This is a genomic window from Thiocapsa imhoffii, assembly GCF_016583985.1.
Classification (GTDB): domain Bacteria; phylum Pseudomonadota; class Gammaproteobacteria; order Chromatiales; family Chromatiaceae; genus Thiocapsa; species Thiocapsa imhoffii.
This window is the reverse complement of the sequence record NZ_NRSD01000005.1, coordinates 76,756-98,499: the sequence shown is the minus strand read 5'-3', so window position 1 is coordinate 98,499 and position 21,744 is coordinate 76,756. Positions and strand designations below refer to the sequence as shown.

General features: G+C 62.6%; 21 protein-coding genes. 6 read left to right on the top strand and 15 right to left on the bottom strand.

Annotated elements, in window-relative coordinates:
- Positions 1 to 52: 52 nt before the first annotated feature.
- From lpxB to rpsB, 14 genes are all read right to left on the bottom strand, one after another.
- Entirely contained in the window at positions 53 to 1,192 is a 1,140-nt protein-coding gene (lpxB, locus tag CKO25_RS06860) for a lipid-A-disaccharide synthase (protein ID WP_200387181.1), read from the bottom strand.
- Complete coding sequence (lpxA, locus tag CKO25_RS06855) at positions 1,192 to 1,962, bottom strand: acyl-ACP--UDP-N-acetylglucosamine O-acyltransferase (RefSeq protein WP_200387180.1); 771 nt, start codon at positions 1,960 to 1,962, stop codon at positions 1,192 to 1,194. The genes lpxB and lpxA overlap by 1 nt, the downstream gene beginning before the upstream one ends.
- Positions 1,959 to 2,468, bottom strand: a complete 510-nt coding sequence (gene fabZ, locus CKO25_RS06850) for a 3-hydroxyacyl-ACP dehydratase FabZ (protein WP_200387179.1) — start codon at positions 2,466 to 2,468, stop codon at positions 1,959 to 1,961. Before fabZ ends, lpxA begins: the two co-directional genes overlap by 4 nt.
- Before the next feature lies 1 nt (position 2,469).
- Positions 2,470 to 3,516, bottom strand: a complete 1,047-nt coding sequence (gene lpxD, locus CKO25_RS06845) for a UDP-3-O-(3-hydroxymyristoyl)glucosamine N-acyltransferase (protein ID WP_200387178.1) — start codon at positions 3,514 to 3,516, stop codon at positions 2,470 to 2,472.
- A 16-nt stretch (positions 3,517 to 3,532) separates the two neighbouring features.
- Complete coding sequence (locus tag CKO25_RS06840; RefSeq protein ID WP_371829707.1) at positions 3,533 to 4,018, bottom strand: OmpH/Skp family outer membrane protein; 486 nt, start codon at positions 4,016 to 4,018, stop codon at positions 3,533 to 3,535.
- Between the two features lie 45 nt (positions 4,019 to 4,063).
- Positions 4,064 to 6,397 carry an outer membrane protein assembly factor BamA gene (gene bamA / locus CKO25_RS06835; protein ID WP_200387177.1) on the bottom strand — a complete coding sequence of 778 codons (2,334 nt, stop codon included), beginning with the start codon at positions 6,395 to 6,397 and terminating at the stop codon, positions 4,064 to 4,066.
- Between the two features lie 80 nt (positions 6,398 to 6,477).
- Positions 6,478 to 7,842 carry an RIP metalloprotease RseP gene (gene rseP / locus CKO25_RS06830; RefSeq protein ID WP_200387176.1) on the bottom strand — a complete coding sequence of 455 codons (1,365 nt, stop codon included), beginning with the start codon at positions 7,840 to 7,842 and terminating at the stop codon, positions 6,478 to 6,480.
- Positions 7,843 to 8,024: 182 nt separating this feature from the next.
- On the bottom strand, positions 8,025 to 9,218 hold the full coding sequence (gene ispC / locus CKO25_RS06825) for a 1-deoxy-D-xylulose-5-phosphate reductoisomerase (protein WP_200387175.1): 1,194 nt from the start codon (positions 9,216 to 9,218) through the stop codon (positions 8,025 to 8,027).
- Complete coding sequence (locus CKO25_RS06820) at positions 9,215 to 10,057, bottom strand: phosphatidate cytidylyltransferase (protein ID WP_200387174.1); 843 nt, start codon at positions 10,055 to 10,057, stop codon at positions 9,215 to 9,217. The genes ispC and CKO25_RS06820 overlap by 4 nt, the downstream gene beginning before the upstream one ends.
- Positions 10,057 to 10,818, bottom strand: a complete 762-nt coding sequence (uppS, locus tag CKO25_RS06815; protein ID WP_338115085.1) for an undecaprenyl pyrophosphate synthase — start codon at positions 10,816 to 10,818, stop codon at positions 10,057 to 10,059. The genes CKO25_RS06820 and uppS overlap by 1 nt, the downstream gene beginning before the upstream one ends.
- A 57-nt stretch (positions 10,819 to 10,875) precedes the next feature.
- A complete protein-coding gene (frr, locus tag CKO25_RS06810; protein ID WP_200387172.1) occupies positions 10,876 to 11,433 on the bottom strand; it encodes a ribosome recycling factor in 558 nt (185 codons plus the stop codon).
- 1 nt (position 11,434) lies between these two features.
- Positions 11,435 to 12,157, bottom strand: coding sequence for a UMP kinase (pyrH, locus tag CKO25_RS06805; RefSeq protein WP_200387171.1), 723 nt, complete (start codon positions 12,155 to 12,157; stop codon positions 11,435 to 11,437).
- 90 nt (positions 12,158 to 12,247) lie between these two features.
- Positions 12,248 to 13,135, bottom strand: a complete 888-nt coding sequence (tsf, locus tag CKO25_RS06800; RefSeq protein WP_200387170.1) for a translation elongation factor Ts — start codon at positions 13,133 to 13,135, stop codon at positions 12,248 to 12,250.
- A gap of 132 nt (positions 13,136 to 13,267) precedes the next feature.
- The gene (gene rpsB / locus CKO25_RS06795; RefSeq protein ID WP_200387314.1) at positions 13,268 to 14,020 is read right to left on the bottom strand and encodes a 30S ribosomal protein S2; all 753 of its coding nucleotides are present in this window, start codon (positions 14,018 to 14,020) and stop codon (positions 13,268 to 13,270) included.
- A 433-nt stretch (positions 14,021 to 14,453) separates the two neighbouring features.
- Between rpsB and map the strand changes: the two genes are divergently transcribed.
- From map to CKO25_RS06780, 3 genes are all read left to right on the top strand, one after another.
- Positions 14,454 to 15,224: a type I methionyl aminopeptidase gene (gene map, locus CKO25_RS06790; RefSeq protein WP_200387169.1), complete on the top strand. Its 771-nt coding sequence runs from the start codon at positions 14,454 to 14,456 to the stop codon at positions 15,222 to 15,224.
- Positions 15,225 to 15,325: 101 nt separating this feature from the next.
- Positions 15,326 to 17,938 carry a [protein-PII] uridylyltransferase gene (gene glnD, locus CKO25_RS06785; protein WP_200387313.1) on the top strand — a complete coding sequence of 871 codons (2,613 nt, stop codon included), beginning with the start codon at positions 15,326 to 15,328 and terminating at the stop codon, positions 17,936 to 17,938.
- Positions 17,907 to 18,488, top strand: a complete 582-nt coding sequence (locus CKO25_RS06780; protein WP_200387168.1) for a hypothetical protein — start codon at positions 17,907 to 17,909, stop codon at positions 18,486 to 18,488. Before glnD ends, CKO25_RS06780 begins: the two co-directional genes overlap by 32 nt.
- Before the next feature lie 119 nt (positions 18,489 to 18,607).
- On the opposite strand, the gene CKO25_RS06775 is transcribed toward CKO25_RS06780, so the two are convergent.
- A complete protein-coding gene (locus tag CKO25_RS06775; protein WP_200387167.1) occupies positions 18,608 to 18,991 on the bottom strand; it encodes a VOC family protein in 384 nt (127 codons plus the stop codon).
- Between the two features lie 268 nt (positions 18,992 to 19,259).
- Here CKO25_RS06775 and dapC point away from each other — a divergent pair, with 268 nt between their 5' ends.
- From dapC to CKO25_RS06760, 3 genes are all read left to right on the top strand, one after another.
- Positions 19,260 to 20,453 carry a succinyldiaminopimelate transaminase gene (dapC, locus tag CKO25_RS06770; protein WP_200387166.1) on the top strand — a complete coding sequence of 398 codons (1,194 nt, stop codon included), beginning with the start codon at positions 19,260 to 19,262 and terminating at the stop codon, positions 20,451 to 20,453.
- 117 nt (positions 20,454 to 20,570) lie between these two features.
- Positions 20,571 to 21,392 (top strand): 2,3,4,5-tetrahydropyridine-2,6-dicarboxylate N-succinyltransferase, encoded by an 822-nt coding sequence (dapD, locus tag CKO25_RS06765; protein WP_200387165.1) that lies wholly within the window; start codon positions 20,571 to 20,573, stop codon positions 21,390 to 21,392.
- 4 nt (positions 21,393 to 21,396) lie between these two features.
- Entirely contained in the window at positions 21,397 to 21,741 is a 345-nt protein-coding gene (locus tag CKO25_RS06760; RefSeq protein WP_200387164.1) for an ArsC family reductase, read from the top strand.
- Positions 21,742 to 21,744 lie beyond the last annotated feature (3 nt).

Below are 21,744 nucleotides of genomic sequence, written 5' to 3'. Positions count from 1 at the left end.
CAATCCACACGGGGATCCTGGAGACCACGGGAGGGATCGCCCGCTCCTCATCTCAAGACTTGATGAGGTCCAGCACGGCCGCGGCCGCCTTCGCCGCGGCATCTTGACGCAGTTGCAAGTGGATCCGCCGATACTGTTGCTGGATCTCGGTCACCCAGTCGGGGGCGTCGAGCAACGCGATCAAGGCGGGCAAAAGCAACTCCGGTCGACAGCGATCTTGAATGAACTCGCGCGCCAGTTCCTGCTCCGCCAGGATGTTCGCCATCGCCACATAGGGAACCTTGACGAGGCCCAATTGCTTGACCACGAAGTAGCTGAGGGGGTGGACCCGGTAAGCGACGACCATCGGTCGCTTCGAGAGCAGGGTTTCCAGGGTCGCCGTCCCGGAGGCGGCCAAGACGAGATCCGCCGCCGCCATCACATCGCGACTGCGGCCATCGACCAGTGTGATCGGCAGATTCGGGGCAACAGACGCCAAGGTGCGACAAAAGCGCTCGCGTACGCGCGCATTGACCAGGGGGACAACAAACTGGACCTCGGGCCGCGCTGCCACCAGCCGCGCCGCCGTGATCAAGAACGGCTCCGCGAGCCGATCGACTTCACCGATGCGGCTGCCCGGTAAAATCGCGACGATCGTCCCCTGCGACAACCCCAGCGCACGACGTGCCCCGAGCCGATCGATCTCGAGCGGGATCTCGTCTGCCAACGGGTGCCCGACATAGCGCGCGGGGACCCCATGCTGGCGCAGGAAGGTCTCCTCGAAGGGAAACACGCTCAGCATCAGATCGACCGCTCGGCGGATGGTTTTCACCCGCCCCGGACGCCAGGCCCAGACGGTTGGACTCACCAGGTGAACCGTCAGGATCCCCGCATCGCGGAGCCGTCGCTCCAATCCGAGATTGAAATCGGGGGCATCGACGCCGATGAAGACGTCGGGACGGTTATGGAGAAAATGCCGCACCAACCGGCGCCGAATGAGGATCAGCGACGGCAGCTGAGCCAACACCTCGGCCAAGCCCATGACCGAGAGTCGCTCCATATCGACCAGACTGCGGCAACCCTCTTGCTGCATCCGCGGACCCGCCACACCGACGAATTCGACCTCGGGGACACGTCGGCGAATCTCGCGCACCAGGGCAGCGCCAAGGATGTCGCCAGACGCCTCATTCGCAACAATGCCGACTGTCAACATCAGCGGACGATGCTGCGCTGGCTGGAGTGGATGAACTCGACGAGGCGTTCGATCTCATGGGTTTGTTCAGCCATTCGCGTCAATTCATCCAGTGCCTCGGCCAGCGATCGGTTGCCCAGATAGAGACTGCGATAGGCGCGTTTGATCGCCTGGATGGTCTCACTCGAAAAGCCGCTCCGCCGCAGACCCTCGGCATTGATCCCCCGCGGCTCGGCCGGGTGACCGCCCACCATCACATATGGGGGGACATCCTTGCTCAACACCGACCCCATCGCGGTGAAGGCATGGCATCCAATCCGACAGAATTGGTGAACGATCGTAAAGCCGCCCAAAATCGCATGATCCTGGATCCGCACATGCCCCCCAAGCGAGGCCGCGTTCGACATGATGACATGGTTGCCGATTCGACAGTCATGCGCCACGTGAACATAGGCCATGAAGAGATTGTCATCGCCGATTCGTGTCACGCCCTGATCCTGCAGGGTCCCGCGATGCAGGGTCACGAATTCACGAATCTGATTGCGATCACCGATGTCCAACCGGGTGACCTCACCGCCGTACTTTCTGTCTTGGGGATCCTCACCGATGCTCGCGAACTGAAAGACGCGGTTATCGCTGCCGAGCCGCGTCGGACCCTTAATGACCGCATGCGAACCGATTCGTGTGCGCGCACCGATTTCGACATCCGCCCCAATGATGGCATAGGGGCCGACCTCGACCTCCTCACCGAGGACCGCACCGGCATCGACCAAGGCTGTCGGGTGGATCAAGCGGTGAACTCTCGCGCCGTACACATGATATCAGCACTCGCAACCAGGAAACCATCAACGCGGGCCTCGCCCTCGAATTTCCAGATTCCACGCCGCACGTGGCGGAGTTTGACATCGAGAATCAGTTGATCACCGGGTTCGACCGGACGTTTGAACCGCGCCTTATCGATCCCAACGAAATAGTACAGCTTGTTGCCAACCTCATCCGGTCGCGAGACCATCGCCAGCAAACCGGTTGCCTGGGCCAGCGCCTCGACGATGAGAACACCGGGCATCACCGGCCGGACGGGAAAGTGTCCAGTAAAATAAGGCTCGTTGAAGGAGACGTTCTTCAGTGCGATCAGGTAGTCATCGACCTTATAGTCGGTGACCTTGTCCACCAGGAGAAACGGATACCGGTGTGGCAAGAGGCTAAGCACCTTATGGATATCCATCGTGCTCGAAACGGCCTCCGAGTGAGGGGCCACCAGATCAGGATTCGCCGGAAGTGCATGCGATCCTTCCATGCTAGGTCACCTCTCGCCCATTTGATTGTTTCATGGTATCGATTTGTGTCTCGAGTTGCTTGATCCGCCGGACCAATTCATCCAAGTGTCGAAACCGGGCGACGTTCCGCCGCCAGTCCGCGCTCGGCATGGCCGGAATCCCGCTACTGTAGACACCAGGCGCGGAGACCGAGCGGGTCACCATCGCCATGCCCGTAAAATGAACGCCATCGGCAATCTCCAGATGGCCAGCCATCCCGACAGCGCCGGCAATGGTGCAATTGCGCCCGATGCGCGTCGATCCCGAAATCCCCGTATTGGCCGCCATCGCCGTATGATCGCCAACCTCGACGTTGTGACCGATCTGGATCTGGCTGTCGAGCTTCACCCCATTGCCGATCAAGGTATCCCCAATCGCGCCACGATCAACGGTCGTGTTCGCGCCGATCTCAACATCATGACCCAGAATGGCGCGCCCCACCTGCGGCATCCGCACCCACTGTTCTCCGTCGCGAGCAAACCCAAAGCCTTCGCGCCCGATCACGGCACCAGGGTGGATCAGGGCCCGCTCCCCCACGCGGGTTCCCACGCACAGGGTGACCCGAGCGACGAGTCGACTGTCCGCTCCGATCTCGACATCGGTACCGATCACGCATCCCGGCCCCACAAACACCCGCGGGCCAATGAGGGCCCCTGTCTCCACCACCGAGCAGGGACCGATCCAGGCCGTCGGATCGACCCGAGCGGCAGGATCCACCACCGCGCTGGGATGAACTCCCCCAACCACCGAGGGCGAGGGATGGAGGATCCGCGCGGCTCGGGCAAAGATCAAATAGGGGTTGTTGCTCAGAAGTGCGGGGACGGGACAGTGCTCGGCATCCGCCGCCGTGAGGATGACGCAACCAGCTTGTGTCTCAACGAGATGGCGACGCAAGCGGCGATCGCCCAAAAAGGTCAGACTGCCAGGACCCGCGGAGGTCACCGGCGCGAGATGATCAACCAGGGCATCGGCGGGACCCTTCAACGCGACACCGAGTCGGGTCGCTAACTCACCCAGTGTGACAGCCAAGCGGCATCACCCCCGATCATTTACTTTCGAATTCCTGTTTGAGTCGTTCGATCACCTGGGCCGAAATGTCGATTCGGGGACTGAAATAGACCAGCCCTTCGCTGATCACCAAATCGATTTTCTCGGCCTTGGCCACATCCACGATCACCTCACGGACCTGCAGGGCGAGTTTCGTTCGTAACTCATTTTGACGCAGCGCGAAATCCTCTTGGAATTCATCGCGCGCATACTTGATCTTCCGGGTCCGGCTGCGGATGTCGTTCTGCAGGAGCTGAATCTCCTGCTCACTCATCAAGGCGCCTTCGCGTTCGAGACGGCCTTGCAGTGCGGAGATCTGATCCTGTTGCTCACGCAGGATCCGCTCACGCTCCTCGACCTCGCGCTGCAAAGCCGCGCCCGCCGACTCATATTGGGGCGACTGTTCCACGATTCGATTCGGATCCACCACAGCAACCCGAAAGTCGCTACCGTGCGCAACACCGAGCACAAGCGACAAGCCAATGAAGGCCGGCCGTAACGCATTCAACACAATCACTCAATCACTCCATCAGAATGTCTGTCCAAGTCCAAATTGGAAGACCTGCGTCTCGTCACCCTCTTCCTCGTTGAGTGGGTAAGCGAAACTGATCGACAGTGCGCCGATCGGCGACAGCCAGGTGGCGGACAGCCCCGCGGAGAAGCGGAGGTCGTTTAGATTGAAGCCAGTAGGCTCGATCAGCCTGTTCGAGTTCGTCTCCCAGACATTCCCAAAATCGACGAATGCTCCAAGCCTTAGGGTCTTGCTCAGCTCAGGCCAGCCCGGGGCCGGGGCATAGAGTTCAACGCTCCCCACCACCTTGAGGTTACCGCCGACTGGGTCGTCATCGTCCACCTCGCGCGGGCCGAGTGAATTCGCAATGAAGCCACGCACCGAGCGCGGGCCGCCGGCATAGTAGTTCTCGAAGAATGGCAGGGCACTGGTATCCCCGTAGCCGCCCCCGTAGGCCACATCACCCGTTAAACCCAAAACAAAGCGCGAGGTCAGCGGAACATAGTACTGTTCCTGATAGTTCAGCTTATAGTATTCAAGATCGCTACCAGGAATCGCGAGATCCGCCCGCAGGATCCTCAGTCCCCCGCGGGTGGGGAAAATCGCGGTATCACGGCTGTCGCGGGTGTAATTCGCGGATAGGATGACGTCGTTGAAGACGTTGCCGTTCTCGGCGACGAATTCTTGTGCGAGTTCCGAAAACGACCCCGCCTTAAAATTCGTGTATTGATAACGAATCCCTAATCCCGCGCGACTGATGTCGGAGATCGGCAGACCGAAATTCATCCCAAGAATCCCGATATCGGTACTGTAATCCGCCCCGATCAATTCATCGAAGTTCGTCTCACGGTAGGAAATATTGAAACCACGGCTGATGCCGTCGACCGTGTAGAAGGGGTTGGTGTAGGCGATTTGATAGAATTGAGTCGCTTGGCTTGTGTTGAGCCCAAGCGCCACTCGTTTGCCCGTGCCGAGGAAGTTGTTCTGCGTGACACTGGCATTGAGGATGATGCCTTGCGACTGCGAATACCCCACACCGGCCGCAATATTTCCAGCGGGCCGCTCGGTCACCGTGACATTGACATCGACTTGATCGGTCGAACCCGGCACCGCCGGGGTCTCGATCGAGACATCCTCGAAGTAGCCGAGGCGCTGGAGCCGTTCGCGGGACTGGCGCACCAATTCGGCCGAGAACCAGGCTGATTCCAACTGGCGCATCTCGCGTCGCAACACTTCGTCGCGCGTGCGCGTGTTGCCCTTCATGTTGACCCGTCGGACATAGACACGTTGGCCGGGGTCGATGAAGAAGGTCACCGCGACCTCGCGTCCCTCGGTATCGACCTCGGGGATCGTGTTGACATTGGCGAAGGCATAACCGCGATCGCCGAGGAGGTTGGAGATCCGCTCCGCGCTCTCGGTCGTGGCGCGCCGGGAGAAGTAATCGCCGCGCTTAAGCTGAATCAGTGGAAAGAGTTCCTCGGCCGGGACCGTCTGTTCGCCAGCCAGATTGATCTCACTGATCCGGAATGGCTCACCCTCGTCGATCACGACGGTGATGTAGATATCCTTTTTATCCGCGCTGATGGAGACTTGCGTCGAGGTGATATCGAATTGCACGAAGCCACGATCGAGGTAGAAGGATCGCAACGACTCAAGGTCCCCAGCCAGCTTCTGCTTCGAGTATTGGTCGTTCTTGGTGTAGAAGGAGGCCCAGTTCGAGGAGCCCAGTTCGAACAGGTTGAGCAGTTCCTTTTCCGAGAAGGCATCATTGCCGATCAGCGTGATCTGCTTGATGCGTGCGGTGAGACCTTCCGTGATATCGATCCGGACGGCGACGCGATTCCGCTCGAGTGGCGAGACGGTCGACTGGATCAGGACCCCATATTTTCCCCGAGCGAAATACTGACGCTCAAGTTCTTGCTCGATGCGATCGAGGACCGAGCGATCGAAGACTCGCCCCTCCCGCAATCCAATGTCGGCCAAGGCCGCGGTGAGGGCCTTGGTGTCGATGTCGCGGTTCCCGGTGATGTCGATGGATGCGATCGCCGGGCGCTCTCGCACCCACAACACCAGGACATTGCCCTCGCGCTCGACGCGCACATCATCGAAAAATCCGGTCTGATAGAGCGAGCGGATGATGCCGCCGGTGACGCCATCACCAACGGTATCGCCCACCTGCACCGGGAGATAATTGAAAACGGTTCCGGGCGCGATCCGCTGCAGACCCTCGACGCGAATGTCGGCGATCTGAAACACCTCGGCGGCGAGAGGAGTGGTCAACGCCCACAACGCCGCCAGAACGATGATCCGTCGGCGAGCGCCACGTCGAAGTGCCAGAGTTATCGCGCGCAAGACAGATACCCCATGATCGAGCCGGCATCCGGCCGGATGCGCGGCGGCCTAAGTGCCGTAGTATAAGGGATTCTACTTGGCTATCCCAATAGCCGGGACAGGTCGAGGTAGAATGCGAGCGTCATGAGACCAGCGAGCAGAACCAGTCCGATCTTTTGCCCTTGCAGCTGCGCCGCCTCCGAGACTGGGCTGCCTTTGATCCACTCGATGAAATAATACATCAGGTGCCCACCATCGAGGATCGGGATCGGTAACAGATTGAGGATACCGAGACTGATGCTAACGACCGCGAGAAATTTCACGAAGGTCTCAATGCCGTAGCTGGCCGTGCGTCCCGCCGTTTCGGCGATCGTGATGGGGCCGCTGAGATTCTCCACCGAAGCCTGTCCGATCAGCATCCGGCCAATCACCCGCAGTGTCATGGCGCTCATCTCGATCGTCTTGCCCACGGCACGATCGAGTGACTCGATGGGTCCATAGCGGATCTCGACCCGATAATCATCCATGAAGCCATCGGGAACCGCGACCCCAGCGCCGATCCGCCCGATTCGCTCCCCCTCGGCCTCGGTCGCGCGCGGGGTGAGATCGAGGCGCACGAGAGAGCCGTCGGTCCGTTCCACCTCGAGATCAAGCGGAACCTCGGGGTGCTCACGCACCAGGGTCACCCACTCCGTCCAATTGGCGATCGGCGAGCCATCCACCGCCAGGATGCGATCGCCGAGCCGCAGACCAGCCGTGACAGCGGCCTCCCCAGGGACTAATTCACCGATCACGGCCGGGAGGGCCGGACGCATCGGCGTCAGCCCGAGACGGCCGAGCAGATCGGGTTCATCGGCGAGCCGCCGCACCGCATCGGACGGAATCCATCGATCCAATTCCTGACCCGAGGGCTCGCGCACGCGCACCACCAGATCCTGACCATCGAGCGCTTTGCCGATGAAGGCGAACAGGGATGTCTCCCAGCTCCCAGCCTCACGATCACCGATCATCAGGAGTTCATCGCCTGCGCGAAAACCAGCCTGATCAGCGATCGATTGCGGTTCGACCTCGCCGATCACCGGCCGCAAGCCGGTGTCGCCGGACATAAAGATGCCCCAGTAGGCGAGAATCGCGAACAGAAAATTGAACAGCGGACCCGCCACGACGATCGCCGAGCGCTTCCACAGGACCTGCCGATTGAACGCCAGATGGGCTTGCGCGGGGTCCACCTCCTCCTCGCGCTCATCGAGCATCTTCACATACCCCCCGAGGGGAATCATGGCGAGCACATATTCCGTGGCGTCCGGATGGCGTTGGACGCGCACCAACGGCCGGCCAAAGCCGATCGAGAAGCGCAGCACCTTCACGCCCAGGCGGCGGGCGACCCAGAAGTGGCCGAACTCGTGCACGGCGATCAGGATGGCCAGTGCGACGATGAAAGAGCCGATCGTGAACAGGAGATCCATAAGGTTTCAGACGGAACCGAAAAAGGCTGATATACGGGTGAGATGCGATCACTTAGGCGCGGCATCAACGGCGCCCCAACCGCGCGCACCATGCCAGGATGAGTAGGAGCGGCTCAGCTGGTGACCCAGCAACCGCAGCCCCCAGCGCACCTCGGCCAGCGTACTTCGGCCAGGTACTTCGATTAGCGACGCGCCGCCCGGGTTCGAACCTGTTGCTCGGCGGCCACGCGGGCGCGTTGATCGACATCAAGCAGAAACGCGAGGTCCTGGCCGCTTACGTCCTCTCGTGGCATCGCCTCGAGCGTCTCGGCGACGACGGCGGCGATTCCGGGTAGATCAATCCGCCGTTCGAGAAAGGCCGCCACTGCGATCTCGTTGGCCGCATTGAGGATGACCGGTGCCGTCCCACCGAGACGCGCCGCCTCGAAGGCAAGCCCGAGACAAGGGAAGCGCGCCAAGTCCGGCTCCTCGAAATCCAGGTGCCCGACCTTGAAGAGATCCAATGGCGCCACTCCGGCATCGAGGCGCAGCGGCCAGCCCAACGCGTGCGCGATCGGCGTGCGCATGTCCGGATTCCCGAGCTGCGCCAGCACCGAGCCATCCTGGTACTGCACCAACGAATGGATCACGCTTTGCGGATGCACCACCACCTGCACCCGTTCCGTACTCGTACCAAACAGCCAACAGGCCTCGATCACTTCCAGGCCTTTATTCATCATGGTGGCCGAGTCGACCGAGATCTTCCGGCCCATGGCCCAGGTGGGGTGCGCGCAGGCCTGCTCCGGTGTGACTTGGTCCAGTTGGTCGATCGGCCATTCGCGTAACGGCCCTCCCGAGGCGGTCAGGAGGATCCGTTCGACTCCCACGGCGGGAAGGCCCTCGCCGAAGTTCGGCGGCAGGCACTGGAAGATTGCATTGTGTTCGCTGTCGATCGGAAGCAGTTCGGCGCCACTCTCCGCGATCGCGCGCATCAGCAAGGCGCCGGCAACGACCAATGACTCCTTGTTGGCGAGCAGGACGCGCTTGCCCGCGCGCGCCGCGGCGAGGGTCGGCGGCAAACCAGCGGCCCCAACGATGGCCGCCATCACATAGTGCGTCTCCGGCAAGGTCGCCACCGTCTCGAGCGCCGCGCGTCCGGCCAGGATTCGCGGACCCTCTGGTCGATCCGCGAGCCGCTCACGCAGATCACGCGCGGCCTCCTCGTCGACCATGACCGCGACCAAAGGCCGATACCGCCGGCACTGCTCGGCCATCCGGGCGCTGTCGCGATGAGCGCTCAGGGCCACCACCCGAAACTGCTCGGAGTGCCGGGAGAGAACATCCAGGGTACTGACACCGACCGAACCGGTCGAGCCAAGAACGGTGACACCGATCACGCCGAGACTCCAATCAAGGTGATGCCCAATGCAAAGACAGGGGCCGCCGCGGTCAGACTATCGATCCGATCCAACATCCCCCCGTGTCCTGGTAACAACTGGCTCGAATCTTTCAGGCCGCGACGACGCTTCAGCAGGCTCTCATAGAGATCGCCCACCACCGAGATCAGAACCGAGACGGCGCAGACCAGGACGATCAGCAGGGTTTCGAGCGGACCGAAGGATAGCACCCAGGCGAACAGGAGGGCGCAGACCAGCGCGCCGATCATGGCCCCGTAGACCCCCACGCGGGTCTTACCAGGACTCAGGTTGGGGGCCAGCTTCGCGCGCCCGCCACCCCAGGCGCGTCCGACAAAGAAGGCCATGGAATCCGCGGTCCACATGAGCAGAAAGAGAAACAGCACCAGCAGGGGACCGACTTCCGAGAAGCGATGCAGATAGACCAGGGCCGCCCAGGGACCAACCAACACCAGCACGCCAATCACAATCAAGGACCATTGCGCCCCGGACACCCGGGGAACCTCGCGCACCCGCGGCAAGAGCACCGCCTGGCTCCCCCACCAGAGCGCGCTGATGCCAAACAGCCAGGGCAAGGCTGCGGGCCAGCGCCACAGTAGGGCCATCACCGCCAAGATCGCAGCCAGATAGACACCCTGCTCCACTGGGCCATCGAGCCCCATCAGGGTGCACCACTCCCGGGCCGCGACCAGGAGCACCGCGGCCAGAACCAGGGCGAACCAGGGCGTGGGCAGCCACAGCACCGCCGCAACCACCAGGGGCACCAGGACCAAGGCGGTCATGGCGCGGCGCGTCAGCGTATTCGAGACCGTCACGACCATCAGACCCGACCACGGGCGCTGGCATGACTCGTGGTCTCCACCTGCTCGCCCAGCTTGCCATACCGCCGCTGACGCCGCGCGAAATCATCGAGCGCCTGGTGGTAGGCCGCGGCGTCGAAGTCCGGCCACAAGACATCCGTAAAGTAGAGTTCGGAGTAGGCCGACTGCCAGAGCACGAAATTGCTCAAGCGCTGTTCTCCGCCGGTGCGAATCAGCAGATCCGGATCGGGAAGATCGGGGAAGGATAAGTGGGATGTGAGCATCTGCTCATCGATCGCGCCAGGATCCAGGACCCCACGTTGCACATCCTCGGCCAGGCGTCGCGCGGCATGCGTCAGATCCCAGCGACCACCGTAATTGGCCGCCACCTGAAGGTTCAGCCGGGTATTCTCACCAGTGAGTTCCTCGGCCTCGTGGATGCGCTGTTGCAGCCGCTCCGGAAAGGCACTGCGGTCACCGATCACCCGCAACCGCACGTCATTTTCGTTTAAACGCCGGACCTCGCCGCGCAGCGCGCTCATGAAGAGCTCCATGAGAATATTCACCTCGGAGCGCGGCCGCTGCCAATTCTCACTACTGAAGGCGAACAGCGTGAGGGTGCGCACACCACGTTTCGCGCTCGCCTCGACGACCGCGCGCACACTCTTCACGCCCTCGCGATGTCCCGCTGTGCGCGGTCGTCCACGCTGCTTCGCCCAGCGACCATTCCCGTCCATGATCACGGCCACATGACACGGGACGAGTGGTGTGGGATCGGCTATCACGACAGCAGGGTGAGCACTATTCACAAGGGTCCTTGTCGGGATCGCTCAGGCAGATCAAATGGACATCAAGTCCGCTTCCTTCTCCGCTAGGACCGCGTCCACATCCTTGATGGACTGGTCGGTGAGCTTTTGAATCAGCTCTTGACCACGGCGCTCGTCATCCTCGGAGATCATCTTCTCCTTCACGGCTTCCTTCAGTTCATGGTTGGCATCGCGACGGATGTTGCGCACGGCGACCCGCGCCTGCTCCGCCTCGTGCCGCGCGACCTTGATCAGGTCGCGGCGGCGCTCCTCGGTTAAGGGCGGCATGGGGACTCGAATGACGGTCCCGGCGGTATTGGGATTCAACCCGAGATCGCACTGCATGATCGCCTTTTCGACCGCCTGGACCATGTTGCGCTCCCATGGGGTGACCGCCAGGGTCCGCGCATCCTCCGCGCTGACATTAGCCACCTGACGGATCGGCACATCCGAGCCATAGTAGGACACCATCACATGGTCGAGCAGTGAGGGGTGCGCGCGCCCAGTGCGAATCTTCGCCAACTCATGGGTCAGGGCCTCGACACTCTTGCCCATGCGCTCGGCCGCGTCCTTCTTGATATCGTCGATCATGTCAGGTCTCGCTTACAACCAAGGAGCCCACCTCCTCGCCTCGGATCAACCGGGAGAGGGCGCCGGGTTCGTTGATATTCATGACACGCAGGGGCATGCGATGATCACGGCACAACACGATTGCCGTGGTATCCATGACCTGCAGCCCCTCACGCAAGGCGCGATCATAACTGATGCGCGGGTAGAAGGTCGCGTCGGGATCGACGAGCGGGTCGGCGGAGTAGATGCCAGCGACCTTGGTCGCCTTGATCATGAGGTCCGCGCCAATCTCGATCGCGCGCAGGCTGGCCGCCGAGTCGGTCGTGAAAAAGGGGTTGCCCGTCCCGGCCGCGAAGATCACAACCCGTCCTTGCTCCAAATGCCGAATCGCCCGGCGGCGAATATAGTCTTCACACACCTGATTGATTTTTAGGGCCGACATTACACGCACCGCGACGCCATGGCGCTCCAGAGCGTCCTGCATGGCCAGCGCGTTCATCACCGTCGCCAGCATGCCCATCTGATCGCCGGTGACCCGGTCCAGCCCGCGTGCGGCCAGCGCGGCCCCACGGAAGATATTGCCGCCACCGATGACGAGCGCCACCTCGACCCCACTGCCGGCCAGATCACGCACCTCAGCAGCGAACCGATCCAGGATGTCCGGGTCGATCCCCAGCCCCGCGTCGCCGACCAAGGCCTCACCGCTGAGTTTGAGCAGAATGCGCCGGTAGGCAGGAGCTGTCATGGCGGAACCCTCATCGTGGCCGGGTGGATCTACGGGGTTGGATCGAGAGGGACTGAAGCCCCTCTGCAAGTCGGACCAGGACGCCGCCCGTCAACTCCCGCGCGCCTGCGCCATCACCTCTTCGGCGAAGTTCTCCGTTTTCTTCTCGATCCCCTCGCCAACCTCGATCCGCGCGAACCGATGCACCCGCGCGCCCGCTTGCTTGAGCAGTTTCTCAACCGAGGTGTCGGGGTCCTTGACGAAGGCCTGGCCCAACAGCGTCACCTCCTCGAGATATTTGCGCACCCGCCCTTCGATGATCTTGTCAACGATGGCCTCGGGCTTACCGCTCTCCAGCGCCTGCGCCTTGAAGATCTCACGCTCCTTGGCAAGCACCTCCGCGGGAACCTCGGCGGCCTCGACACAGAGCGGATGCGTGGCCGCGACATGCATGGCGAGATCCCGCCCGAGGGTCTCGTCCCCACCACTCATCGCGACCAGCACGCCGATCCGCACCCCGTGACGATAATGGTATAACTGCCCCTCGCCATCGTCGAATCGCACCAAGCGACGGACCTGAACGTTCTCGCCGATCTTGGTGATCAACGCTTCGCGCGCCTGATCAACCGTCGTTCCGGGGTCGTTAACCAGGGGGGCCGACCGCAGACTGTCGACGTCAGTGATCCCGCTCGCCAGCGCGGTTGCCGCCACGGCGTGCGCAAAGTCGGTGAAGTTCCCGTCCTTCGCGACGAAATCGGTCTCGCAGTTGATCTCCACCATCACCCCATGCTGACCGTCGGGCGTCACCTCGATCATGACGACACCCTCGGCCGCCGTGCGACCGGACTTCTTGGCCGCTTTCGCCTGCCCGGCCTTGCGCATCGCCTCGATTGCCGCCTCGATGTCTCCGCCGGCCTCGACGAGTGCCTTCTTGCACTCCATCATGCCTGCTCCGGTCCGCTCACGCAGATCCTTCACCAATGCCGCGCTAATCGCCATCGTTCCTACCTCTGCCCCGGACGGGACCACGTTCGTCAGTCATCTGAATCGCAGTCACAGCCACGGCGTCGCGGATGCAACCACAAGAAATCATCGGCGCGCCCGAGCAGTGCTCGAGCGCGCGCTGGCCGCTCAGGCCTCTGCCGGCGCCGAATCCGCGGATGTCGCCATCGCGGGCTCGCCGATCGCGCCCGCATCACGCCCAACCATGGCCGCCGCGGTATGACGCCCATCCAGGATGGCATCCGCCGCGCCGGTGATATAGAGACGCACGGCGCGGATGGCATCGTCGTTGCCGGGGATCACATAGTCGACCTTGCTCGGATCGTTGTTGGTATCCACCACGCCGACGACCGGGATGCCGAGCTTGTTCGCCTCGGTCACGGCAATTTTTTCGTGACCGACATCGATCACGAACATCGCATCGGGCAGTCCATCCATGTTCTTGATCCCACCGAGACTCTGCTCGAGCTTCGCGCGCTCCCGCGCAAGCCCCAGGGCCTCCTTCTTATTGAAGCGCTCGATCGTCCCTTCCTCGAACATCGCCTCGAGCTCCTTCAGACGCTTGATCGAGTGACGAATGGTCTTGAAATTCGTCAGCATCCCGCCGAGCCAGCGGTGATTGACGAAGGGCATGCCACAGCGTCGCGCCTCCTCCTGGATGGCCTCGCGCGCCGCGCGCTTGGTGCCGACGAAGAGAATCCGCCCCCCATTGGCGGCCAGCGACCCCATAAAGTTCACCGCCTCCTGGTAGAGCGGCAGCGTCTTCTCGAGGTTGACGATGTGAATCTTATTGCGGTGGCCAAAGATAAAGGCCCCCATTTTGGGGTTCCAGTAGCGGGTCTGATGTCCGAAGTGAACACCGGCCTCCAGCATCTGGCGCATGGATACGTCGCTCAAAGTCTTCATTCCTATGATGTTTGGGTTGAGCCTCCACGCATCCCAAACAGTGACCCCACGACTTGCGCGAGGCACCCAACCGTTTGTGTCGATACGTGTGCGGACGAATCCGGATCACACCCTTCAGGTGGGTCCGGCCTGTTTCTCACGCTGCTGCTTGGAGCACGGGAAACCCATGGTCTCGCCTTGAAACCGCTCACCGGGATTGATTCGTCGAACGGATGAACCGATGTGGACGAGTGAGTCGCAGTCGACTCGAGTGCCGGTACCACCGGGCGTGGCCCTATGCCCATGTGAGGACATACAGCCGATTTGCTGCAGCGCGCCCGGTTTTATACCATGACGACCTCATATTGAGCAATTCGCAAACCTTCCTTCGATGAGATCCGGACCTGATGTTGACGCAGCGAACAAGGCGATGAGTGTTCCGATCAAGACACCCGAGGGGATCGAAAAGATGCGTGTGGCCGGTCGGCTCGCGGCTGACGTGCTCGAGATGATCGCACCTCATGTCCAACCCGGAATCACCACCGATGAACTGGACCGGATCTGCCATGACTATATCGTCGAGCAGCAGGGAGCCATCCCCGCGCCGCTGAACTACCGTGGTTTCCCACGGTCGATCTGTACTTCAGTCAATCACCAGGTTTGCCATGGCATCCCGGGTGGGAAACGGCTCAAGAAAGGCGATATCCTCAATGTTGACATCACGGTCATCAAGGATGGTTACCACGGCGACACCAGCAAGATGTTTTACGTCGGCGAACCCAGCATCCTCGCTCGCCGACTGGTGACGGTGACCCAGCAAGCCATGCGCCTGGGCATCGCCCAGGTCCGACCGGGCGCGACGCTTGGCGACATCGGCCATGCGATCCAGCAGTTCGTCGAAAGCCATGGCTTCTCGGTGGTGCGGGAATACTGTGGACATGGAATTGGCAGCGCCTTCCACGAAGAGCCACAGGTGTTGCACTATGGCAAACCCGGTGAGGGTCTCGTCTTGCAAGCCGGCATGTGTTTCACCATCGAACCGATGGTCAACGCGGGGAAGCGGTTCATCAAGCTCCTGCCGGATGGTTGGACCGTCATCACCAAGGACCGGAGCCTTTCGGCGCAATGGGAGCACACGATTCTCGTCACCGAGGAGGGCCACGAGATCCTCACCCTGCGCGAGGAAGAACGCGACCCCTGAATGGAGCGACCGAGCTGTCCATGCCCCCTTCCCGCCCGGTCGTCGTCGCGTCCCCGGACCTGACCGACCTCCCCAACGTGCCGACTCAAGCACTCGTCACCATGCAGGACACCTTGTTCGCGCCAGTCCAACGCTGGAAACATCGTCTTCAACAGGGGCGTGAACAGTTGTTCACGGACTTCGATCAGGGCGCCTCCATCGAAAGTCTGGTGTTGGCGCGAAGTCGCCTCATCGACGAGGTGTTGCGCGAAGTCTGGGTGCATCATCTCGGTGACAGTCCAAACGCGGCGCTGGTCGCGGTCGGCGGCTATGGCCGGCAGGAACTGCTCCCGGCATCCGATGTCGACATCCTGGTCATCGTCGACCCGGACGCCCTGACGGAGCTCGCAAGCACGCTCGAAACGCTCGTCGTTTGCTTGTGGGATCTCGGCCTCGAGGTTGGCCACAGTGTCCGCACCCCCGATGAGTGCGCACGCGAGGCCGTGCGTGACGTCACGGTGATGACCAACCTGCTCGAGGCGCGACTGGTCAGCGGCAACCCCGAGTTGTGTCAGCGCATGCGTCTCGCGACCGCGCCCGCGCAGGTCTGGAACAGCGAAGCTTTTTTCGCCGCCAAGACCGCCGAGCAGAAGGCACGGTGGCAGAAATACGGCGGCACCGCCTACAACCTCGAGCCGAACATCAAGGAAAATCCTGGCGGTCTGCGTGACATCCAGATGATCGGCTGGGTCGCGAAACGCCACTTCGATGCCGAGACCTTACATGACCTGGTCGGTCACGGGTTTTTGACCGAGGCGGAGTATCACGCGCTGATCGAGGGGCAGGCGCTGTTGTGGCGCATCCGCTTTCTCCTGCATCGCGTCGCGGGGCGCCGCGAGGATCGACTGCTGTTCGAGTATCAGCGCACGCTCGCACAACAGTTCGGCTTTCAGGACGGACCCTACAATCTCGCCGTCGAGCAGATGATGCAGCAGTACTATCGCACGGTGCAGGAGCTCAATCGGCTCAACGAGATGCTGCTGCAGCTCTTTCGTGAGGCCATCATCCTCCACGACGAGATCGGGCCGCCGGTGCCGATCAACAAACGCTTTCAGTCGCGCAGCGGCTATCTCGAGGTCACCTCAGCGAACGTCTTCCGCCGCGCGCCGATCGCCCTCCTAGAGGTCTTCCACATTCTGCAAGTGCACCCTGAACTCGAAGGGGTCCGCGCCAGCACCATCCGCTTGATTCGGGAAAACTGCCACCGTATCGATGACACCTTTCGCGCCGATCTGCGCGCGCGCAGTCTCTTCATGGAAATCCTGCGACATCCAAGCGGCCTCACGCAGGCCGCGCGCCGGATGAGCCGCTACGGAGTCCTCGCCGCGTACATCCCGGCCTTCGCCAACATCGTCGGACGGATGCAGTACGACCTCCTGCATGTCTACACGGTCGACGAGCATACCCTGATGCTCCTGCGCAATCTGCGTCGTTTCACCATCCCGCGGTACGACGACGAGTTTCCGCTCTGCAGCGCCGTCGCACGCCGCATTCCCAAACTCGAATTGCTGTATCTCGCCGGACTCTTCCACGATATCGCCAAGGGACGCGGCGGCGACCATTCGCTGCTTGGCGCGCAAGATGCGGCGGAGTTTTGCGAGCTGCATGGCCTGCCTGAGTTCGATAGCCGGTTGGTGGCGTGGCTGGTCGAAAAGCATCTCCTGATGTCCATGACCGCTCAGCGCAAGGACATCAGTGACCCCGAGGTCATCCAATCCTTCGCCGCCATCGTGGGTGACCCGACCCGACTCGATTATCTCTACCTTCTGACCGTTGCCGATGCGCGCGCGACCAACCCAGAGCGCTGGAACAGTTGGAAGGATGGGTTGCTACGAGACCTGTATCACGGAACGCGACGCGCCCTGCTGCGGGGCCTCGAAAACCCGCAGGCACAGGACGATCTGATCCGCCAGAAACAGGGCGAAGCACGCCGTCTCGTGGCACGTTACGGCGGCGACCCCGAGGCCTGCGACCGTCTCTGGAGCCGCTTCAGCACCGATCTCTTTCTGCACAACTCACCCGATGAGATCGCCTGGCAAGCGCGCCAGATCCTCGCCGGAGACCTCACCCAACTGCCACTCGTGGTGATCCGCCCGGTGACGGCGCGCGGCGGCACCGAGATCTTCATCTACACGCGTGATCGCGCGAACCTCTTTGGACGCATCACCGCCCTGCTCGATCAGGTTGGTTTGAGCGTCTTGGACGCACGCGTGATCACGACCATCGATGGCATGGCGGTCAACACCTACCAGGTGCTCGATCAGGACGGCAATCCCGTCCATGATCCGATCCGCATGGACGAACTGCGCGCTGCCCTCGCCGCCGATCTTGCCGAGGATGCCCGCGGAGAAATCCAAGTCGCCCGGTCCATGCCCCGGCGCTATCGCTACTTCCCAACCGAGACGCGCGTCACCTTTTCCGCGGACGAGCCCAACCGTCGCACCATCATGCGACTCACCACGCTCGACCGCCCCGGCCTGCTGGCCGATGTCGGCGCGGTCTTCCAGGATTGTGGGATCCGTCTGCAGAACGCGAAGATCGCCACCGTCGGCGCCGAGGTCGATGATGTCTTCTTCATCACGAATGACGACGACACGCCCATCACCTGTGAAACGGCCTTATCCTGTCTGCGACGCGAGATCCATGACCGGCTTGAAAACCATGGATCGAGCTGATCAGGCGCGCCGCCACGCGCCACGCCACCGGGCTGGAATGCGCGCCCTGCTGGTCGTCCTGGGCGGCTTGTTGGCCTGGTCAGGACAGGCTCAGGAGACCAGGATCCAGGCCATGAACGCGCCCCCGGTTTCCGCCACGGCTCCCCTCATGCCCGAGGCTTCCTCAGAGTCCATGCCACTCTGGCTCGAGGAGGTGCGTGCTCAACGCCAGGCCTGGGAACAACGCCGCGACACGGCACGCCACGCCTACGAGGAGCGACGCCGGGCCACTCGCCCCCATGCGGCAGCACAGCAGGATGCCTGGGAGGAGGAGGTGCGCCGTCGGCGCGCCGCCCGCCTCGAGCGCATGGAGCAGGAACGCACCGTCTTTCGCCATCTGGGTCCGGAACCGCTGCCCTTCAGAGGCGGCCCGCCCTCCCCCTGGCCGGGGCTGACGTGGGCCCCTGGGTCCGCGCTCCCCCCCTCCTCCACAGCCACACCCACACCGGAAGACGATCGCGACTTCGCGCCACCCGGCTGGGACAACCACTGGTATTTTCGGGGCTACTAGAGCGCCTTGCCCGACGACCCGATTGGCATTGGCGCGCCGCGATCGGCCATGCCGACGATGCTCGAGCCTGGCGCTGGGACGCGCCCGTCCGACGACGTTACTCGCCCTGCGCGCGCCACTCAGCCCACGGGTCGGGATTCGATGAATTCGAGTGCGTGGCCATCGGGATCACGACAGAACAGGGCGCGGCGCCCAGAGTGGCTCAGGCTGTAGTGGATTCCAGCCGCCTCGAGGCGCTGCGCCAAGTCCCCGAGATCCTCGATCTGGAGCGCGAGATGCCGGTCCCGGCCGCCGTGTTCCGGGCGTCCCGCCACCGGGTCTGGATTAGGCAATTCGAGCAGATGAAGCTGTTGAGTCCCGATCCGCAGCCAAGCACCCGGAAACGCGAGTTCAGGACGCTCGGGCATCACGTCCAGCCCCAGAATCCCATGATAGAACGCGAGCGATTGGCTGGTGTTGGCAACCAGGACGCTGACATGATGGATAGCATGGATCCGCAACATGGAACACTCCTCGGCAGGAAGACAGCACGCACCTTTCTCGCTACTATAGCGCGCATGTTGGCAGGGTTCGGGCGTGCATTCGGGCACGGGTTCAGCGGTGGTCCTGATCCCACGGCGAACGCACGCCATCAGAGCTAATCGTGAGCGCGGACCGCGACGAGGGGGCATTCGCGCTGACCGACGTGCCGCGACGGGGTGCGCCCAACGCGGCGCCCGGTGTCGCATTCGCCAACGCGGCCCGCCAACCGCCACTGCTTAGGACGACGTGATGAACCCGGACATCGGGCGCTTGCAACCCTACCCATTCGAGCGCCTCGCGGCCTTGAAGAAGGACTTGAAACCACCGGCGGATCGCACCCCCATCGCGCTCTCGATCGGCGAACCCAAGCATCCGACCCCTGCCCTCATCACCGACGCCCTGATCGCGCATCTGCATCAACTCGCCGTCTATCCGAGCACCCGTGGCTTGGGCACATTGCGCGAGACGATCGCGCGCTGGCTCACGACCCGCTTCCAGCTCGGCCACCCCGGGATCGACCCCGAGACGCAAATCCTGCCGGTCAATGGCACCCGCGAGGCCCTGTTCGCCATCGCGCAAGCCGTGATCGATCGCTCGCGGCCGGCCCTGGTCCTGATGCCCAACCCCTTCTATCAGATCTATGAGGGCGCCGCCCTGCTCGCCGGGGCACAGCCGCGTTATCTGAACTGCACGGCCGAGCAGGGTTTCATCCCTGACTTCAACGCTGTCGCGGCGACAACCTGGCAGGACTGCCAGCTCCTCTATGTCTGTTCTCCGGGCAATCCGACCGGGGCCTTGATCGACCAGGAGACTTACGCCACATTAATTGAGCTCGCTCATCGGTATGATTTCGTGATCGCGTCCGATGAATGCTATTCCGAACTCTATCTCGATGAGGCTGATCCACCGCTCGGGTTGCTGCAGGCCTGCGCCGTCATCGGCAACACCGCCTTTAGTCGCTGCTTGGCGTTCCACAGTCTCTCGAAGCGCTCGAATGCACCGGGCCTACGCTCGGGATTCGTGGCTGGAGACGCCGCACTGATGGAGCGGTTCCTTGCCTATCGGACCTATCATGGCTGTGCCATGCCCTTGCCACACCAGCATGCCAGCATCGCCGCTTGGAGCGACGAGGAGCATGTGCGAGCAAATCGCCAGCGTTACCGCGACACATTCAGCGCCGTGCTCGAAATCCTCGCCGACGTGCTGCCGGTCGCGGCACCGCGCGCCGGCTTCTATCTGTGGCCGCGGACCCCGATCCCGGATACGGATTTCGCGGCGCGCCTGTTCGCACAGGAACATGTGACCGTCCTGCCCGGACGCTTTCTCTCGCGGGTCGTCGATGGGCTGGATCCCGGCGCTGATCGCGTCCGCCTCGCCCTGGTGCCACCACTCGATGAGTGTGTGGACGCCGCATGGCGAATCCGCCGCTGTGTTTCCGGCTGAGACGGGGGGTCAGCGGATCGGCTTCCCGAGCGCGCCCGGCATCCAGACCGACCCGGCGCGCCATGACGGCGCGAAAGCCCAGGTACTCATCATCATCATGAAGATCAGGAAGGCGTTATGAGCGATCAACAATCCATCATCGAAGAAGCCTTTGAACGACGCGCGGAGATCACGCCCCGCACCGTCGAGACACGCGTGCGCGACGCCGTGCAAGACAGTCTCGAGCGACTCGATCGGGGTGAACTGCGCGTCGCCGAAAAACGTGACGGCGAATGGATCGTCCACGAATGGCTGAAGAAGGCCGTGCTCTTGTCTTTTCGTATTGAGGACAACTGGTTCATCAAGGGCGGCTTCACCAACTATTACGACAAGGTGCCCTCGAAGTTCGCCGACACCAATTCACGCGAATTTCGTGACGGCGGCGTACGTGTCGTCCCCCCCGCGACCGCGCGCAAGGGCGCCTATATCGCACCAAGCTGCGTGCTCATGCCCTCCTACGTGAATATCGGCGCCTATGTCGACTCGGGAACCATGGTCGACACCTGGGCCACGGTGGGATCCTGCGCGCAGATCGGCAAGAACGTGCATCTCTCGGGCGGCGTGGGCATCGGCGGGGTGCTCGAGCCGGTCCAAGCCGCGCCGACGATCATCGAGGACAATTGCTTCATTGGGGCGCGCTCGGAGGTCGTCGAGGGCGTGATCGTGGGCGCGGGCGCCGTGCTCTCGATGGGCGTCTACATCGGCCAGAGCACCAAGATCCTCAACCGCGAGACCGGCGAGATCATCTATGGCCGGGTTCCGCCGGGAGCCGTGGTCGTCCCCGGCGCCTTGCCATCCAAGGATGGCACCCACAGTCTTTACTGCGCGGTGATCATCAAACAAGTCGACGAGAAGACCCGCTCCAAGGTCGGCATCAACGAACTGCTCCGCGATATCTGATGCCATGATCAGGCTCTACGGCATTCGCAACTGCGACACCGTCAAGCGGGCACGCGCCTGGCTCGAGGAACGAGGGATCGCATACCAGTTCCACGACTTCAAACGCGATGGCCTCGAGCTGTCGCAGGTGCGGACCTGGGCCGTGGAACTCGGCTGGGAGTCCCTGCTGAACCGCCGCGGCACGACCTGGAGACGGCTGCCGGAGAGCCGGCGCGCGAACCTCGATGAGGAGCGCGCGATCGAGCTCATGGCCGAGCACCCGTCGCTGATCCGCCGCCCCCTGCTCGACACCGGTCAGATCCGGCACCTGGGCTTTTCCGAAACCGACTACCAAAGGCTGCTCGGCTGATGT

Bases quoted from the DNA above. Each gene is read 5' to 3' on its own strand.
- lpxB (WP_200387181.1), bottom strand. From the start codon at position 1,192: ATGTTGACAGTCGGCATTGTTGCGAATGAGGCGTCTGGCGACATCCTT.
- fabZ (WP_200387179.1), bottom strand. From the start codon at position 2,468: ATGGAAGGATCGCATGCACTTCCGGCGAATCCTGATCTGGTGGCCCCT.
- rseP (WP_200387176.1), bottom strand. From the start codon at position 7,842: ATGGATCTCCTGTTCACGATCGGCTCTTTCATCGTCGCACTGGCCATC.
- CKO25_RS06820 (WP_200387174.1), bottom strand. From the start codon at position 10,057: ATGGTCGTGACGGTCTCGAATACGCTGACGCGCCGCGCCATGACCGCC.
- frr (WP_200387172.1), bottom strand. From the start codon at position 11,433: ATGATCGACGATATCAAGAAGGACGCGGCCGAGCGCATGGGCAAGAGT.
- pyrH (WP_200387171.1), bottom strand. From the start codon at position 12,157: ATGACAGCTCCTGCCTACCGGCGCATTCTGCTCAAACTCAGCGGTGAG.
- tsf (WP_200387170.1), bottom strand. From the start codon at position 13,135: ATGGCGATTAGCGCGGCATTGGTGAAGGATCTGCGTGAGCGGACCGGA.
- rpsB (WP_200387314.1), bottom strand. From the start codon at position 14,020: ATGCGCCAGATGCTGGAGGCCGGTGTTCACTTCGGACATCAGACCCGC.
- map (WP_200387169.1), top strand. From the start codon at position 14,454: ATGAGTGTTCCGATCAAGACACCCGAGGGGATCGAAAAGATGCGTGTG.
- glnD (WP_200387313.1), top strand. From the start codon at position 15,326: ATGCAGGACACCTTGTTCGCGCCAGTCCAACGCTGGAAACATCGTCTT.
- CKO25_RS06780 (WP_200387168.1), top strand. From the start codon at position 17,907: ATGACCGGCTTGAAAACCATGGATCGAGCTGATCAGGCGCGCCGCCAC.
- CKO25_RS06775 (WP_200387167.1), bottom strand. From the start codon at position 18,991: ATGTTGCGGATCCATGCTATCCATCATGTCAGCGTCCTGGTTGCCAAC.
- dapC (WP_200387166.1), top strand. From the start codon at position 19,260: ATGAACCCGGACATCGGGCGCTTGCAACCCTACCCATTCGAGCGCCTC.
- dapD (WP_200387165.1), top strand. From the start codon at position 20,571: ATGAGCGATCAACAATCCATCATCGAAGAAGCCTTTGAACGACGCGCG.
- CKO25_RS06760 (WP_200387164.1), top strand. From the start codon at position 21,397: ATGATCAGGCTCTACGGCATTCGCAACTGCGACACCGTCAAGCGGGCA.